This is a genomic window from Streptomyces sp. NPDC021093 (genome assembly GCF_044333135.1).
Classification (GTDB): Bacteria; Actinomycetota; Actinomycetes; order Streptomycetales; family Streptomycetaceae; genus Streptomyces.
Genome location: NZ_JBIRQJ010000015.1, coordinates 137,530 through 151,917, shown reverse-complemented (window position 1 = coordinate 151,917; position 14,388 = coordinate 137,530). Strand labels below are relative to the sequence as shown.

At 72.1% G+C, this 14,388-nt stretch carries 10 protein-coding genes; 1 reads left to right on the top strand and 9 read right to left on the bottom strand.

Going from position 1 to position 14,388, the window contains the following annotated elements; genetic code table 11:
- Positions 1-263: 263 nt before the first annotated feature.
- The 9 genes from ACH4SP_RS37240 to ACH4SP_RS37200 all read right to left on the bottom strand — a co-directional run bounded on the left by ACH4SP_RS37240 (position 264) and on the right by ACH4SP_RS37200 (position 11,287).
- Positions 264-1,202 (bottom strand): MBL fold metallo-hydrolase, encoded by a 939-nt coding sequence (locus ACH4SP_RS37240; RefSeq protein WP_398421933.1) that lies wholly within the window; start codon positions 1,200-1,202, stop codon positions 264-266.
- A 501-nt stretch (positions 1,203-1,703) separates the two neighbouring features.
- Positions 1,704-3,080, bottom strand: coding sequence for a hypothetical protein (locus ACH4SP_RS37235; protein ID WP_398421932.1), 1,377 nt, complete (start codon positions 3,078-3,080; stop codon positions 1,704-1,706).
- Positions 3,077-6,031 (bottom strand): DEAD/DEAH box helicase, encoded by a 2,955-nt coding sequence (locus tag ACH4SP_RS37230; protein WP_398421931.1) that lies wholly within the window; start codon positions 6,029-6,031, stop codon positions 3,077-3,079. Before ACH4SP_RS37230 ends, ACH4SP_RS37235 begins: the two co-directional genes overlap by 4 nt.
- A gap of 83 nt (positions 6,032-6,114) precedes the next feature.
- A complete protein-coding gene (locus ACH4SP_RS37225) occupies positions 6,115-6,798 on the bottom strand; it encodes a ScbR family autoregulator-binding transcription factor (RefSeq protein ID WP_398421930.1) in 684 nt (227 codons plus the stop codon).
- Positions 6,799-6,803: 5 nt separating this feature from the next.
- Positions 6,804-7,655: a BTAD domain-containing putative transcriptional regulator gene (locus ACH4SP_RS37220; RefSeq protein ID WP_398421928.1), complete on the bottom strand. Its 852-nt coding sequence runs from the start codon at positions 7,653-7,655 to the stop codon at positions 6,804-6,806.
- Positions 7,656-8,019: 364 nt separating this feature from the next.
- A complete protein-coding gene (locus tag ACH4SP_RS37215) occupies positions 8,020-8,634 on the bottom strand; it encodes a ScbR family autoregulator-binding transcription factor (RefSeq protein ID WP_398421926.1) in 615 nt (204 codons plus the stop codon).
- Positions 8,635-8,822: 188 nt separating this feature from the next.
- Entirely contained in the window at positions 8,823-9,032 is a 210-nt protein-coding gene (locus ACH4SP_RS37210) for an acyl-CoA carboxylase subunit epsilon (protein ID WP_398421925.1), read from the bottom strand.
- Between the two features lie 190 nt (positions 9,033-9,222).
- Positions 9,223-10,461 (bottom strand): cytochrome P450, encoded by a 1,239-nt coding sequence (locus ACH4SP_RS37205; protein WP_398421924.1) that lies wholly within the window; start codon positions 10,459-10,461, stop codon positions 9,223-9,225.
- Positions 10,462-10,600: 139 nt separating this feature from the next.
- The gene (locus ACH4SP_RS37200) at positions 10,601-11,287 is read right to left on the bottom strand and encodes a ScbR family autoregulator-binding transcription factor (protein ID WP_398421922.1); all 687 of its coding nucleotides are present in this window, start codon (positions 11,285-11,287) and stop codon (positions 10,601-10,603) included.
- A 377-nt stretch (positions 11,288-11,664) separates the two neighbouring features.
- On the opposite strand from ACH4SP_RS37200, the gene ACH4SP_RS37195 reads away from it, so the two are divergent.
- Positions 11,665-13,626, top strand: a complete 1,962-nt coding sequence (locus ACH4SP_RS37195; RefSeq protein WP_398421920.1) for an acyl-CoA dehydrogenase — start codon at positions 11,665-11,667, stop codon at positions 13,624-13,626.
- The last annotated feature ends 762 nt before the right edge of the window (positions 13,627-14,388 follow it).

Here is a 14,388-nt window from a genome sequence, read left to right as displayed (position 1 = left end):
CGGATCAGGCGGATCAGGCAGCGCAGCTGGTCAGGCCGCGCAGGCGGGTCTGCCCTCGTCGGCGGCTGTCAGGGGCAGCCGCAGACGGCCCCGTACAAGCAGGTCAGGGGTGACGGTCCGGCAGGGGTCAGGCCGCACAGGCGGGCCGACCGCGCAGGTGGGCCGGCCGGACCGCGCAGGTTGGACCGGCCCTCGGCGGCGGATGTTGGGGGCAGCCGCAGACGGCCCCGTACGGGCGGGTCGGGGGTGACGGTCCGGTGGGGTCAGGCCGCGCAGGCGGGCTGGTCCTCGGCGGTGGCCAGTTCCTGGAAGAGCGTGTCCAGGTCCAGCGGGCCGCCCGGGGGCGTGCCGCGCAGTTCGGCGTAGGCGCGTTGGAGGTTGGGCAGCAGCTCGGCTTCGGTGGCCTGGTCGTACGGCCAGGGCGGCCCGTACGGGCCCGTTCCGGTCTCCCTGGCGAGGTCGAGCGGGCTCAGGCCCGCCGCCACGCCCTGTTCGGCGAGGTCCGCGAGCCGGCGGAGGTACTCCTCGTTGGCGTCGATGAGTTCGGGGCCGCCGACCGGGCCGTGGCCGGGCACGATCGTATGGGCGTCCAGCGCGCGCAGTCGCCCGGCGGCCGCGAGCGAGCCGGTCACCGAGCCCATCAGGCAGAACGGGGCGGACCCGTTCATGAGGACGTCCCCGGCGAACAGCACCCGCTGCTCCGGCAGCCAGACGACGATGTCGTTGGTGGTGTGCGCGGCTGGGCCGACGTGCAGGAGCTCCACCCGGGTCCCGCCGACGTACAGCGTCAGGGTGTTGCGGAAGGTGAGGTGGGGCAGCGTCTGCCGGACGTCGCCCCAGCACACCTCGGGCCACAGCCCGGTCAGTTGCAGCCCGGCGGTGGCGCGCTCGGTGCGGGTGGGCTCGTGGGCGACGACCAGCGCCTCGGGGAAGCGGTGGTTGCCGAAGGCGTGGTCGCCGTGGAAGTGCGTGTTGACCAGCAGGTGCGGCGGGCCCGACGCCAGGCGCAGGGCTTCCTCGCGCAGGGCCCTGGTGCGCCGTTCGGTGGCGGCGGTGTCGATCAGGAGGCTCCGGCCGTCCGCGCCGACGACGAGGCCCGCGTTGTTGGGGCGCCTGCCGTCGTCGGCGGCGGACGGGACGTGGGCGTGTACGCCGGCGGCGACCTCGGTGGTACGGGCGCGGGCGGGCGCCGCCGTGATCACAGGACGCCCTGGGGGACGGGCTCGGCCAGGGTGAGATGCATGGCGGATCCTTTCCGTTGTCCCAGCTGTGTGCCCAGGGTCGGGAACCTGGCTGGAGAACCCCCTGAGACCCGGTGGAGAAACGTCCTGGCCGGTTCGGCCGGTGGCGTCTCCGGTGATGTACTGGTCGATTCCGTTGACAGCGGCACAGCAGCACAGCAGCACAGCAGCACAGCAGCACAGCAGCACAGTGGCACGGTGAAGGCCCGGAGCGGCTCCGTGGCCTGGCCCGGGGAGCGCTCGACGAGGCCCTCGGCGTCCGTGTCGGCGCGTGCGGTCCGCGAGGGCGAGCGTGGTTCGCACGATGCGGGCGGCGGTCGGTCCCTGCTGCGGGCCGCGGGTCCCGGAGGGCCGGGCTGCGGCAGGTTCGGTCCGGCTCGACGCGTGGGAGACCGTCCCGTTCCGGTGGGAGACCGGCACGGGGGCCGGTCTCCCATCGGGCGCCGAGCGGGCGAACTCCCCTCAGCCGTCGAGGAGTTCGGCCAGTGCGAGGGCCGGTTCCGGGGACGGTGGGCCCGCCGGCCACCAGGTGCCCGCCTCCTCGCGGTAGGGGTACCAGCGGCCGTCCCTGCCCTGGCGCAGCTGCAGCCCGCGGCCGGTCAGCGTCCAGTGGTTGCCGTCGACCGTGAACGCGGGCAGCTCGTCCTCCTCCCAGCCCGCCGCGAGCGCGGTGCGGCCCCTGGCCGACTCCGCACGGGACGGTTCCCAGCGCTCCTGGAGCACCTCCAGGCCCGCCGCTCCGCCGGTCCGCCAGGCCACCACGGCCCGGTCCAGTTCGCCGCCCCGGCCGCCCGCTCCCCCACGGAGCCGTTCCAGCACCTTCGGGTGGGGGTGGGCCGCGGCGATCCGTACGGTGTCCTGCCACGCGTCGAGCGGCGGCCGGGGCTCGTCGGCGAAGCCGTGCACGTATCCGAGCAGGTCCCGGGCGCGCTGCGCAGCATCGGCGGCGAGCCGGCCCAGTGGGTCCGCCTCGATACCGGTCACGGGCGCCTCGTCCGCCTCGTCCGGCTGTTCCGGCGGCCGGTGCTGCGGCGGGAGCGCGGGCAGCGGCAGCCCCGGCCGGGCGTACGCCTCGGCGGCCGGTGTCCCGCGCGCACCCGCGATCCGCGCGGCCTCGGCCTCAGCATCGGAATCGGAATCGGCGGACGCGTCCTCGGGCCCTTCCGGCTCGTCGTCGGCGCCGCCCATCGCCCGCAGCAGCAGGACGGACTTGAGGTCGTCCAGGGCCTCCGCTCCCCCGCGCCCCCGTACCAGCAGCACCAGCAGCGGGTCCGCGTCGAGCAGCCAGGAGAACTGGTAGCCGAGCGCCACCGCGTGGGAGCACGGCAGGTCGAACTCGTCGCAGTCGCACTCCGGTTCCAGGTCCCCGTACCCGGGCAGCAGCCCGATCCTGGCGTCCTCGGCCGCCTCCAGGAGGTCGGGCGGCAGCTCACCGGCGAGCAGCGCCTCGCTCACCCCGGGCCGCTGGGCGGCCTTGTCCCACAGTGCGTCCCACTGCTCCTCGTCGAACTCGCCCACGGCGATTTCGGTCGTGTACGTCTCCTCGCCGCCGTACACCTGCGCGGCGATGCGGCCCGGGCCGACCGTGAGCGGGCCGACCGTGCCCGAACGGGCCACCGTACGGCCGCGCCTGAGCGGGTCCTCCTCCGGCCAGCTGTCCTCCAGGGCCTCGGCCCACGCGTTGCCCCACCAGGACCTGCCGCGCGTCCGGCCGCCCCGGCGGGCGGCGAAGGCGGGGAAGCCGAGGGCGGCTTCCCCGTCGTGGACCTCTCCTTCGGCGGCCCCGTCGTGCTCGACGTCCCCGTCGTACTCCTCGTACTCCTCGTACTCGTCGCTCATCGTGCGCTCCTCAGCTCGACCAGGTTCGCCAGCTCGTCGTTGCCCAGCCTGGTCAGGGCCTGTTCGCCGGAGCCGAGGACGGCGTCCGCGAGTTCCCGCTTGGAGTGGAGCAGTTGCGCGATGCGGTCCTCGACGGTGCCCTCCGCGATCATCCGGTGCACCTGCACCGGCCTGGTCTGGCCGATCCGGTACGCCCGGTCGGTGGCCTGGGCCTCGACGGCCGGGTTCCACCAGCGGTCGTAGTGCACGACGTGGTCGGCCCGGGTCAGATTGAGGCCCGTGCCCGCCGCCTTCAGCGAAAGGAGGAAGACCGGGACCCGGCCGTCCTGGAAGCGCTGCACCAGCTCCTCCCGTCTGGGCACCGGCGTGCCGCCGTGCAGCAGTTGGGCGGGCACCCCCCGGTCGGCGAGGTGCCGCTCCAGCAGGCGGGCCATGGCGACGTACTGGGTGAAGACGAGGACGGCGCCGTCCTCCGCGACGATGGTGTCGACGAGTTCGTCGAGCAGGTCCAGCTTGGCGGAGCGGCCGGTCAGCCGCAGCCCGTCGGCGGCCGGGTCCTCCTTGAGGAACTGGGCCGGGTGGTTGCAGATCTGCTTGAGGTTCGTGAGCAGTTTGAGCACCAGGCCGCTGCGGGCGATGCCCTTGGTGGCGCGGATCTCGGCCATGACGTCGTGCACCCGCCGCTCGTACAGCGTGCGCTGTTCGTCGGTGAGGGCAACCGGGCGGTCCGTCTCGGTCTTGGGCGGCAGTTCGGGCGCCACGCCCGGGTCGGACTTGCGGCGGCGCAGCAGGAAGGGGCGCACCAGCCCGGCCAGCCGCTGTGCGGTGTGCCGCTCCTCGGGCGGGCCGGCCCGTTCGGCCTCGATCGGGGCGGCCCAGCGGCGCCGGAACCGGGCGTGGCCGCCCAGCAGTCCGGGGGTGGTCCAGTCGAGGACGGCCCACAGCTCGAAGAGGCTGTTCTCGACGGGGGTGCCGGTGAGCGCGACGCGCGCGTCGGCGGGGATCCGGCGCAGGGCCCTGGCGGTGGCCGACGCGGGGTTCTTGACGTGCTGCGCCTCGTCCGCGACCACCATCGACCAGGGGTGGGCGCCGAGGCGCTCCGCGTCCAGGCGCATGGTGCTGTACGTGGTCAGGACGAAGCCCGTACCGGCTCCTTCGAGGTCGCGCCCCGGCCCGTGGAAGCGGCGCACCTCGGTGCCAGGGGCGAACCGGTTCACCTCCCGCTCCCAGTTGCCGAGCAGCGAGGCGGGGCACACCACGAGCGTGGGGCCGCGGCTGGCCCCGTGCTCCTGGCGCAGCAGGTGCAGCGCGATGAGCTGGATGGTCTTGCCCAGGCCCATGTCGTCGGCCAGGCAGCCGCCGAGGCCCAGCGAGGTCATCCGGTCCAGCCAGCGCAGGCCGCGCAGTTGGTAGTCGCGCAGGGTCGCGGCGAGGGCGGCGGGCGGGGCGACGGGTTCGGTGCCGCCGTCGGGGTCGGCGAGCCGGGCGCGCAGGGCGGTCAGCCAGGCGCTGGGCACCACCGGTACCTGTTCGCCGCCGATCTCGGCGTATCCGCTCAGGGCGACGGCGAGTGCCTCGATGGCGGTGAGCGGTTTGAGTTCGCGGGTACGGGCCTTGCGCGCGAGGCCCGCGTCGACGAACACCCAGCGTCCGCGCAGCGCCACCAGCGGGTTCCCCTCGGCGATCGCCGCGCTCTCCTGTTCGGTGAGCTCCTCGCCGTCCAGGTCGAACCGCCGGCGCAGGTCCACGGTCCCGTCGGCGCCCATGAAGGAGCGCAGGTCGGCCGGGGGTGCGCAGTCGGCGCCGACGACGGCGCGCGCGACCAGCGACCCGGTCACCTCCTGGGGCCAGCGCACGTCGATGCCGCGGGCCCGCAGCCGGGGGGCTGCTTCGCCGAGCAGCTGGGTGATCTCCCGGCTCCCCAGGGCGAGTTCGCGCGGTACGGGCAGCAGGGCCCGCAGGGGTTCCCACACGTCCGCGGCGCGGCGCACCGCCAGGACGGTGTCCGCCTGGGCGCGCGGGCCGAGCGCGTGCGGGGCGCCGTCGAAGAGCTCTCCGGCGTCGAGGGTGAGGGTGGGGTCGGCGAGGCTGGCCACGCGGGGGACGATGCGCACGCCGGGGCCGGGGCCGGGGCTTCCTCCGGGGCCGGGGCTTCCTCCGGGGCCGGGGCCCTCGCCGGGGCTTGCCGCGCCGTCTCCCCGCGGGTGGTCGAGCACGACCTGCAGGGTCATGCGGATGCCCGAGTCGAGGCCGACGGAGATCTCGTCGGCCCACGCCCGCAGCTGCGGCACGTGCTGGGGATCAGCGGCGGCGAACGCGGCCCGCCCGGTGGCCGTCTCGGCGGCCGCCGTGCGCGGCAGGGTGTCGGCGACGGCGTCGAGGAAGGCCCGCAGCAGGCCGTCGGGTTCGGGCAGCAGGTCCGTGCCGGGCACGGGGGCCGCGAACGCCTCCGGTGGGGCCGCGGCGGCCAGTTCCCGCAGCCGCAGTACGTCCTCGGGGTCGAACGGGCCGACCCGCCAGGCGTCGTACCCGCCGGGCGAGACACCCGGCAGGACGCGCTCGCGGGCGGTCAGGTGGAGGGCGAGCGCGGCGGCGGCGCCCCAGAAGGCGGCAGCAGGGTGGGGGCTGCCCCCACCCTCGTCCCCGTACTCCCGCCCGTACTCCCGGCGGGCAGTGAGCAGTACGGGCAGTGCGTCGGCCACCGGCAGGCGCAGTACGGGCAGGGTGCGCGGTCCTTCCGGTGTCCACAGCAGCGCCTCGGCCTGCTCGCCCTGCCCGGCCTGCCCGGCCTGCTCGCCCGGCTCGGCCGCCGGCCCGGCGGGCAGGGGCGGCGGCGGTGCGCCGCCCGGGTCCCAGAACGTCAGCCGTCCGGTGCGTGCCGGGTCGCCCGGCTCGAAGACAGCCGCACACCGTGCAAGGAGCCGCGCCTGGTCACGCGTCAGCCACACCATGGATCCCGCTTTCGTGCTTGTTCGTCGCAGCGGGCCCGTCCGGCGGACAGGCCCTGGCACTGCTCCGCCGTCGGCGGCCGGGTTCAGCCCGTGGTGACCAGTTTCTCAAGCTCTTGAACATCCGTACGGACAACGGGGAGAACACCGTGCGCGTACGACGCGTCGACACGGTAGCGGCCGACCTCGCCCGGCGGGACCAGCACCGGGAGGAGCGCCTTCCACAACTCCCCGGCCCGGTACCGGAGTCGGTCGTACGACAGTGCCGTCCCCGACAGGACTCCGATCCCGCACACCGCCGCCGGCAGCAGCGCATCGGTCGTCTCGCGGCCCACGCCGCCGTACAGGTCGCCCGCCGCACGGGCCTCGCCGATCAGCCGCAGCACCTCGGCCGTCCACACCTGGTGGAAGTCGGTGGCCGGCGGCTGCCGGCCCTCGCACTCGTACCCGATGCGGAAGGCGGCCCGGACGACCGGTTCCTCGCAGCGTGCCCGCACCAGCCAGTGCGTCAGGTCGATCAGCACCTGCACGGGGGGCTCCCCCGCCGCGCTGCGCCCGCGCACGAAGTCGTCCAGCATGGCGCGGCCCTGCTCCTGCACCGCGTCGGCGAGCCGGTCCTTGGAGACGAAGTGGAAGTACAGCGCCCCCTTGGTCATCCCGGCGGCGGCGACGATCTGCCCGAGCGTGGCGTTCGCGTACCCGTTGCGGCAGAACATCTCCGCACCGGCCCGCACCAGCCGCTGCCGCGTCTGCTCCGACCTGGTCTGCACGGGACTCACCCCACCCGGCTCAGCCGCTCCGTACCGGCGGCTGCGTGTGCAGGTGCGGGTGCGGGCGCGTCGAACGGCTGCTCAGGACCGGCCATCAGGATCGAGCGCTGCAGCCTGCGCAGCCCGACGGACGGTTCCAGGCCGAGCTCGCGCACCAGGGTCTGGCGCAGCCGCTGGTAGACGTCGAGCGCCTCGCTGCGGCGGCCGGAGCGGTGCAGCGCGAGCATGAACTGGCCGTGCAGGTTCTCGTGGGTGCGGTAGCGGCTGACCAGCACGGTCAGTTCGGCGAGCAGTTCGCGGTGCCGGCCGAGCCGCAGATCGGCCTCGATGCGCTGGTCGAGCGCGCACAGCCAGGTCTCCTCCAGCCGCCGGATCTGCGTCTCCAGCCGGGGGCCCGCCTGTACGTCGGCGAGCGCGGAGCCGTTCCACAGGGCCAGGGCGGCGCTCAACTCGCGGGCCGCGCGCGGGAAGTCGCCCGCGTCCATCGCCCGGTAGCCCGCCCCGGCGAACCGCTCGAACTCGCGGACGTCGCTGCTGCCGCCCGAGGTGATCAGCGCATAGCCGCCGGGCGCGGTCACGAGCACGTCCTTGGCGATGCGCGGCTCGGCACCCTCGGGATCGTGCCTGAGGGCCGTCGCGAGCAGCTCCCGGAGCTGCAGTACGTACGTCTGGAGGGTGGTGCGCGCACTGCGCGGCGCCCGGTCGCCCCAGAGTTCCTCGACGAGCGCGGCCACGGGGACGACCTCGTCGGCGTGCAGGGCCAGCAGGGCCAGCACCTGTCGCGGCTTGGGGGCCGTCGGCGTGACCGAGATTCCGTTCTCACTGACGGCCAACGGGCCCAGTACTTCGATGTCCACGCCGTTTCCCCTCTTCGTGCCTGAGTCATCAGTCGCCCGAGGCCCCGTCGCGAGCCCGTTTCTCGGACTCGGTGCACCCCTAGTTAAAAACAGGCCGACCGGTCTGTCAATACCAAACCGCTCACGCTGTTTTCTTAGAGTCGTAGGGCCAGCTCAAGCGCCCCTACAGCTTCACCGGAAGGGAGGGGAACTCCCCGAAGGCCGCCCGTTTCATGGTGAGTTGACGGCCTTCGCCGCTTGCCGCACTTCAGCACGGCTCGGTGCGCCCTGCAGGGGTCGTCGAAGAAAACATACTGAGGAATCTGGACCGGCCAGAGAAGTTGATGAATTAACAGACCGAACGGTCTGTTTTGCTGGTGCGAGGTCAGCCGACAACCTCACCGGAGCGGGAACGCAGCAGGTCCTGGCCCTGCGCGAGCCGGGGCAGCAGCAGTTCCCAGAACCCCGCGATCCTCTGCTCGGTGTACCAGCCGGGGTCCCGCGCGCCGAGCACCTCGAAGCCCGCGGTGACGGCGACGATCGCACAGGCGGCGTCGTCCGGCGAGACGCCTTCCGCGAGACTCCCCTCCCGCTCGGCCCGGGACAGCGCCTCCTCGACCCACCGCTGCCAGTCCCGCCGGCAGGATCCGGCTCCCCTGGTGCGGTCCCCGCCCAGCTCGAAACCGGCCCTGACCACGACGTCCTGCGAAAGCCTGTCCATCAGCGCGTGGGTCGCGCCGACGAGCTCCTGGAACACACCGCCCTCGGCGCCGGTGGCTCCCTCGGTGATCCCGCCCAGTGCTCGGGCGGCCTCCTCCTCGACGGCCAGGGCGAGCGTCTGCTTGTTCTCGAAGTGGAAGTGCAGTGCGCCGTTGCTGACCCCGGCGCGCTGGCTGATCGTGGTCAGCGAGGCGGGCACGTACCCCTCCTCCGCGAACACCTCGGCAGCCGCGCGGATCAGCGAATTCCGCGTGCGTACCGCGCGTTCCTGTCGGACCATTTGTTCTCTCCCGGGGGTTTTCGGCGGCAGGCGACGGCGGCACCGCCGTGTCGCACCCCGCGATCGCGGCCCGACGAGCACTCCGCCGTACCGGCGGAACGCCCTGAGGCCTTGATCAACACATTAACAAACCGCACGTGCGGTTTGTAGATGTGGGAAGCATGTTTCTCGGCCGCCGCCGGGTTCTGTCACCTCCAGCTGTACGGGGCGTGGTAGCCGACGGTGCGTTCCGGCCGCCGCCACCGGGCGCGGGGCCGTACCGCTTCCCCTGCTGCGCTCGTACTCGTCCTGCGCTGCGCGAGCAGCGAGAAGAGCGCCACCACCGCGGCGAGCTCCTCCTCGCTGGCCTCGCCACGCTCCACCCGGACGACTGCTCCGGCGCTTGCCGCACTGCTCATGAAGTCCTCCTGACTTTCCGTCACGGTCCGAACCCCGTCACGGTCCGACACTCCTCTCAAGGACCGCTCCAACTCCGGTGGAGGGGCGGAGGGAAGCGGCCAATGAAAAGAGCTCCGCGGCCCGCTCGCGGGCCGCGGAGCTCCAGGGTCTGTCCGGCGGATCAGGCCGCACAGGGGTGGAGGGGCCTCGTCAGCGCGCCCGGGCGCCGAGCAGGACAGGCAGCTCCCGGTAGCCGTTCATCAGGAACGTGGGCAGGGGTTCGAGCTCGTGCGGTGCGCACGCGAGCCGCAGGTCCGGGAACCTCTCGAAGAGGGCGGCGAAGGCGGAGGTGGCTTCCACCCTGGCCAGCGGGACCCCCATGCAGCGGTGCGCGCCGTGCCCGTAGCCGAGGGTGTCGCGGTCGGTGCGCAGCAGGTCGAACGCGGCCGCGTCCTCCCCGTACCGCTCCGGGTCGAGGCCTCCGGCGGCGAACGAGACGAGGATCGGGTCGCCCTGCGATATCCGCACTCCGTCCAGGTCGATGTCCTCGACGGCGAAGCGCATCGGCGAGTACGCCCCGGGCGTGTGCATCCGCATCGTCTCGGCGGCCACGTCGTCCCAGGTGGCACGGCCGGCCCGGACGTGGTCGTGCTGCTCGGGGTGGGTGAGCAGCCGGCCGACGGCGTTGGTGATCAGCGCGGCCGTGGTGTCCTGGCCGCCCGCGATCATCAGGTAGAGGGTGCCCAGGAGTTCGGCCTCGCTGAGCCGGTCCCCCTCGTCCCGGGCCTGGATCAGCAGCGACGTCAGGTCCTCGCCCGGTTCGGCGCGCTTGACGGCCACGTGCGCGGCGAGCAGCCCGAAGGCCTCCATCCGCGCCGCCTCCATCTCCTGGGCCGAGACCGTGGTGCTGAACACCGTGTGCAGGGCCGTGCACAGGGCCTTCGTGGCGGCGCCCTGCGGGACTCCGAAGAGCTCGCAGATCACCCGCATGGGCAGCAGCTCGGCGAACTCCGCACGCAGGTCGACGGGTACGTCGGCGGGCAGGTCGGCCAGCCGGTCGACCAGCTCGGCGGCGATCTCCTCGACGCGGGGCCGCATGGCCTCGGAGCGGCGTGCCGTGAAGGCCCCCGCCACCAGCCGCCGGAGCCTGGAGTGCTGGTCGCCGTACGCGAACAGCATGTTCTCGTTGGCCACCCAGGCGTACAGCGGCCAGTCCGGGGTGATCCGCCCCTCCTGCAGGGCCGGCCAGTGCTGCCGCGCGTCCTTGGACACCCGCGGGTCGGTCAGCAACCGCTCGACCTGCTGCTGGCCCACGACGGCCCAGGCCGTCACCCCGCCCGGCAGGGTCACCTGGACCGCGGGGCCCTGGGCCCGCAGCATCGTGGCTTCGCCCGCCAGGTCACGCCCGGTGACGTCCAGCGCGTACGGGCATGCGGCTATCTCGGTCATTTCCCACCCCTGCGTCGATGTCCACTGCTGTCGTGCACGTCGTACTCGTACTGATGCGTACTGGGTTCCGGTGTGTGACTCGTACTTGGGTCGCGGTGTCGGTTCAGGTCGCGGTGTCGGTTCAGGTCGCGCTGTCGGTTCAGTTCGCCCCGGCCGCGAGTGCCATCTTCTCCGCGCGCGCCGTGACGGCCTCTTCGTACACCCGTGCCGCCCGGTCCGGCGAGATGTCGAGCCGGACGAGCACCGCGGGCACCGCGAGACTCGACATGAGGTACCGCTGGAGATCCGCCACGCGTTCCGGCAGGTCGGCGTGGTCGGTCATGATCTTCGAGAGAACCTGCACACCGGTGAATCCCCCGGTGAACAGCTTCGCCGCGGAGTCGATGTCCACCTGAGGAAGGAGCTCCCCGTTCTCCTGCGCCGCGGTGAGTATCGCGGCGTTGCGGTCGACCCACGCGCTCATCGGGACCCGCCGGTCAAGACCGTCGACCCGCGAACCCTGGTCGACGGTGAGCCGTACGCTGCCGCGCACCATCGCGTCGCCCGTACTGAGCATGTGGGCGATCACCAGCGACTCGTCCACCCCCTGCTGGAGCAGCAGCTCGCGCCGGGGGATCTCCGGGACCGCGATGACCTGGTTGGCGAGTACCGCCTGGGCCAGTTCCTTCTTGGACGCGAAGTGGAAGTAGAGGGCGCCCTTGGTCACCCCGGCTCTGCTGAGGATCTCGGAGATGGCCGCGGCCTCGTACCCGACCTCGTCGAACACCTCGGCCGCCCCGACCAGAATCGCGTCTCGCGTCCGGACTGCCCGCTCCTGCTTCGCCACAACTACCTCCGCGCCACGTCTTGCCAGGACCGCCCCAACATTTAAAGACCGGGCGGTACGTATCTTATCTTGATCTTCCTCCGTAGTAGATGCCTCCACCACGCGGTTTTGGTGAAAGGCGGGGACCACTCCCCTGCAGAGGCGAACTGTGTGCTCGTTTCGCCCTGCGACAGGACAATAAAACCAGTCAGCCGGTTTTTCAATGGCTCGCATCTTGGCAAGTTCCCCCCGCATGTGCACCGGCATCCCGCGCTATGAAGCTGACATTCCTCTTGTGCTGACCTCAATTTAGTGCTCAGAGACACTTGAAAACAAAACCGGGTGGTACGTATCTTCGTGGCTGGAACTGGCTCTGTGACGATGCTGTGGGGGAATACATGACCGTGCTCTCGTACCACCAGGAACAGCTGACCTCCTCCGGGCTCCCGCAGCCCTTTCACGCCGGAACAGCTCTGTTTCCGGACGTCCTGGACGTCCCGGAGCACGGCGCCCCACCGGCGTCGGCACAGGTCTCCCCCACCGGCACGATCACCGGAGAGCTCAGCCATCTGCTTTTCGACGGCGGTGAGCGGCAGCGGGTGCACGGCACTTGGCGCGAATTCATCTCGGACGAGGCGTTCCGCTACCGCGACGGCCTCTCTCCCGCCGACCGCGCTTCGCTCGCCTACGAACGGCTGCGGGAGGTCAACTCCCTGATCGGCAGCCCCGAGACCCTCGCACGCGACCCGCGGATGCTGGCCAGCCTGCACGAGTGGGCCGCGGTCGTGGACGGCGGCGGCGGACTGTGCACGGTCGCCAGCATCCACTACAACCTGTTCCTCGGCAGCCTCCTCGATCACGAGGGCAGCGAGAAGCGCGACCTGTCCGACTTCACCTCCATGCGCCGTACGGGCACCTTCCTGTGCACCGAGCTGGAGCACGGGAACGATGCGAGCGCCCTGGAGACCGTCGCCGAGTACGACCCCGAGTGCGACGGCTTCGTCCTGCACACTCCCACCGCGGGCGCCCAGAAGTTCATGCCGAACACCAGCCCCGTCGGCGGCCCCAAGAGCGCACTCGTGGCGGCGCGGCTGCTCGTCGGCGGGCGGGACGAGGGCGTCTTCCTCTTCCTGGTGCCACTGAGCGACGAAGAGGGTCCGCTGCCGGGGGTCAACGTCCGTCTGCTGCCCTACCGTTCGGGTGCTCCGGTGGACCACTGCCTCACCTCCTTCGACCGGGTCCGGCTGGGCCGCGAGGCCCTGCTGGAGGCCGAGCACGGACGGCTGGACGAGGAGGGGCGGCTGACCAGCGCCCTGGGCAACCGACGCAAACGTTTCCTACACTCCATCTGCCGGGTCACCACGGGCAAGCTCTGCATGAGCGGCGCCGCGGTGGGCGCCTCGCGGGCCGCCCTCGCCATCGCCGTGCGCTATGCACACCACCGCCGCATCAGCGGGGCGAAGGCCGGCGAGCGGGTGGCGCTGCAGGCGCACCGCAGCCACCACGGCAGGCTGCTCAGCTCGTTGGTCACCTCCTACGCCATGACCTTCGCGCACCGCGAGGTGGTCGACCGCTGGAACGAGGTGGACTCCCCCGAGGAGCGGGAAGCCGTCGAGCGCGAAGTCGCCGTCATGAAGGGCTGGATCACCTGGCAGGCGCGCACCATCACCACCGAGTGCCGGGAGCGGTGCGGGGCCCAGGCCCTGTTCTCGGTGAACGGCCTCGCCGACTTCCCGCAGTACACCGAGGGGACGATCACCGCAGAGGGCGACAACCTGGTGGTCTGGCTGAAGGCCGCGAGCGAGATGCTCTTCCGGTCCGGCACCGCGCAGCGTGAGGAGAGTGAAGTCCCGCTGGAGGAACAGCCATTGACGGAACTGCGCTTCCTGCGCGCGCTGCTGGCCGATGCCGAGCAGCTGTGGCGGACCAGGGCCAGTGCGGGGCTGCGGGGCGGCCCGGCGGGGGATCCGCTCGGCCGCTGGAACTCTGCCTCGTTCGCCGCGCTGAGGATGGTCAAGATCCATGCCACCGTACGGGCGGCCGACGCCTTCTTCCGTACCATCGGCCGGGCCGCCGACCCGGCGACGAGGGCCTTGCTGGAGAACGTGTGCCGGCTGTTCCTGCTGGAGCAGCTCGACGAGCACACCGGCGATCTGCTGGCTGCGGGTCACCTGAGCGCCGACCATGTCCGCGCCCTGCCCGAAGCGGTCGAGGCGGTCACCTCGGAGCTCGCGCCCCACATGGCGACCCTCGTCGACGCGTTCGACCTGCCGACCGAGTTCCTGGACGCCCTCCCGATGCTTCAGGACAACGGCTACGGCTTCCTCCCGGACGCTCTGCCCGCCTGGGCCGGAGAGTGATTACGGCGTAATCACTTGAAGCTCTTGGTGCTCCCGGTTCTCCGGGTGCACTGGGTTCTCCGGGTTCTCCGGGTTCTCCGGGTTCTCCGGGTGCACCGGGTGCACCGGGAGCACCGGGAGCACCGGGAGCACCGGGAGCACCGGGAGCACCGGGAGCACCGGGAGCACCGGGAGCACCGGATTATCCGGGTTGCTCGAACTATCCAGGTTGCCTGGATCGTCTGGGTTTTCTGGTTCATCCGGGCTATCCGGGTTGCCTGGGTGCATTGGTGTACTGGGACACCCCGGAAAGTGATTACGGCGTAATCACCCGCAGCGCTGTGTGGCCACACGGTCCGGCTGTGCGGCGCTGCGCTGCGCAGTGCCGCACAGTGCAGCGCTGTGCCGTGCGGCAGTGCACAGCGCTGCGGCACTGTGCTGCCCTGCGGCGCTGCGCTGCACTGTGTCGCAGGGCGGCCGCACTCCGCGGGGTTCCCCTCCCCCACCGTGCCCCCACGAGGCCCCCACCACGTCGTTCCGCCAGGTCTTCTCACCGTGTCTTCCCATAGCGTCTTGCCACCGCACCTTCTTTGGGGACAACCCGTCTTGGGGACAAGCCTCCATTGGGACAAACGGTCTTTGGGACAACCTGGTGTCAGAGTCGCTTGGGTCGCTTCGGTAGCTGTCGATACGGCTGTGGGGGGGGGGGGGGGGGGTTGGGGGGGATAAAAAAAACCCCCCCCCCCCCCCCCCCCCCCCCCCCCCCCACCCCCCCCCCCCCCC

Coding starts and splice junctions, on each gene's coding strand:
- ACH4SP_RS37205 (WP_398421924.1), bottom strand. CDS start 10,461: ATGACCGAGATAGCCGCATGCCCGTACGCGCTGGACGTCACCGGGCGT.
- ACH4SP_RS37215 (WP_398421926.1), bottom strand. CDS start 8,634: ATGGTCCGACAGGAACGCGCGGTACGCACGCGGAATTCGCTGATCCGC.
- ACH4SP_RS37230 (WP_398421931.1), bottom strand. CDS start 6,031: ATGGTGTGGCTGACGCGTGACCAGGCGCGGCTCCTTGCACGGTGTGCG.
- ACH4SP_RS37195 (WP_398421920.1), top strand. CDS start 11,665: ATGACCGTGCTCTCGTACCACCAGGAACAGCTGACCTCCTCCGGGCTC.
- ACH4SP_RS37235 (WP_398421932.1), bottom strand. CDS start 3,080: ATGAGCGACGAGTACGAGGAGTACGAGGAGTACGACGGGGACGTCGAG.
- ACH4SP_RS37210 (WP_398421925.1), bottom strand. CDS start 9,032: ATGAGCAGTGCGGCAAGCGCCGGAGCAGTCGTCCGGGTGGAGCGTGGC.